This window comes from Helicobacter sp. NHP22-001 (assembly GCF_030270165.1).
Taxonomy (GTDB): Bacteria; Campylobacterota; Campylobacteria; order Campylobacterales; family Helicobacteraceae; genus Helicobacter; species Helicobacter gastrofelis.
On the sequence record NZ_BSWS01000031.1, the window covers coordinates 1 to 1,616 of the forward strand.

1 protein-coding gene is annotated in these 1,616 nt (G+C 40.0%); it reads right to left on the reverse strand.

What is annotated here, in order from left to right; translation table 11 throughout:
• Positions 1-178: 178 nt before the first annotated feature.
• Entirely contained in the window at positions 179-1,198 is a 1,020-nt protein-coding gene (locus QSJ47_RS08090; protein ID WP_285603014.1) for an aliphatic amidase, read from the reverse strand.
• Between the last annotated feature and the right edge of the window lie 418 nt (positions 1,199-1,616).

Genomic DNA, 1,616 nt, shown 5'->3' on the forward strand with positions numbered 1-1,616 from the left:
TAAAATCTTGCTTGCCTATCCTATGGATAACAAATCATTCATGCCGACATAGCAGTACCTAAAAACTTAAAATCATATAAAAAATTTATAGAAAATTATAGGATTTTATAGAATTTATGCTTCTGTTGCTAGCCCCACAAGGGGTAGCTCTAGTTAAAAGCAAAGACCTAATTAATCCTCATGAATGCGGTAGGTCATAGACCGGGCAATCTTTCACGCCGATGTGTTTTCGTGTAAACTTTTCCACATTTTCTTGAGCTTTTTTGGGATCGTTAACCCAAGTTTTATAGAACTCAAAAGGACATTCGGCGACGCCCTTATCCCCATCACCGCTGACAAACACTCCGCTATAGCCTCTGTGCATGAGTTTAAAGAGCTGGTTTTGGCTTTGGTCGTATTTTCTAGCATCGCGGATTTGGTGGACTGAAAGCTGTGCGTATTGGATGCCGTTTTCTTCCTCTCCACACTCGCCCAAAGTGTGCCCATCAAAGCCCACAATGCTAGAGTGTCCAAAATAAGAATAAACCCCATCAAACCCAGCTGCATTAGCCACAGCCACATAGCATTGATTTGCCCATGCCATGGTCTTAACCATATTAATTTGCTGCTCTTTAGCAGGATACATGTAGCCTTGGCAGCGCACAATGAGCTCTGCCCCTTTCATTGCACAATCGCGCCAAATTTCAGGGTAGTTTCCATCATCACAGATAATTAAAGAAACTTTCATGCCCTTTGGTCCGTCCACCACATAAGTTTTATCCCCAGGATACCAACATTCCACTGGGCACCAAGGCAAAATTTTGCGGTATTTTTGCACAATTTCACCCTTATCGTTGATTAAAATCAAGGTGTTGTAAGGGTTTTTATGTGCATGCTCATGTTTTTCACCGGTTAAAGAAAACACTCCCCACACTTTATTCTTCTTGCACGCTTCAGAAAAAACAGCGGTTTCTTCACCCGGAACACTAACAGCTGTGTCAAACATTTCTTGTCTATCATACATGATTCCTTGTGTGCTGTATTCGGGGAAGATAATGAGATCTAGCCCTGGCAAGCCTGTTTTAATCCCTGCAATCATCTTAGCGATATTGTGGCAATTTTCTAACACCTCTTGCCTAGTGTGTAGCCTAGGCATTTTGTAGTTAACAACTGCCACACCCACTGTATCTGGACTGCTACTAATATCACCATGTCTCATAAAAGTCTCCTCAATTTTTTTAGAGTTTCAAAAACTCAAAGGAGGAATTTAAGATAGTAAGATTAATGATTAGCAACTCATAAGAACTATGCAGTTGAGCTATTAAACCCTTAAATCCTTATGTGATCGTTACACGCAAACGACAGAAAAACAAAAAGACTTTTTAAATCTGTAAAACCTCACTTATAATTGTCTGCCTACCTAAAAATGATTCTTACCATAAGATAAATGCCACTTATGTTTATATGGTATAGTGCTTCTAATCCTTGATAAATCAAAATTAAAATTTGGAGCTATAGATGTATCAAGTGAATCACCCACCCGCTAAAGACGGGTGGGCTTCTTGCTTCAACGATCCATAACTAGCTATATCCAGTATGTAGCCATACTTGGTTACAACCCCATCAGCGGAATCTCC

Bases quoted from the DNA above. Each gene is read 5' to 3' on its own strand.
- QSJ47_RS08090 (WP_285603014.1), bottom strand. From the start codon at position 1,198: ATGAGACATGGTGATATTAGTAGCAGTCCAGATACAGTGGGTGTGGCA.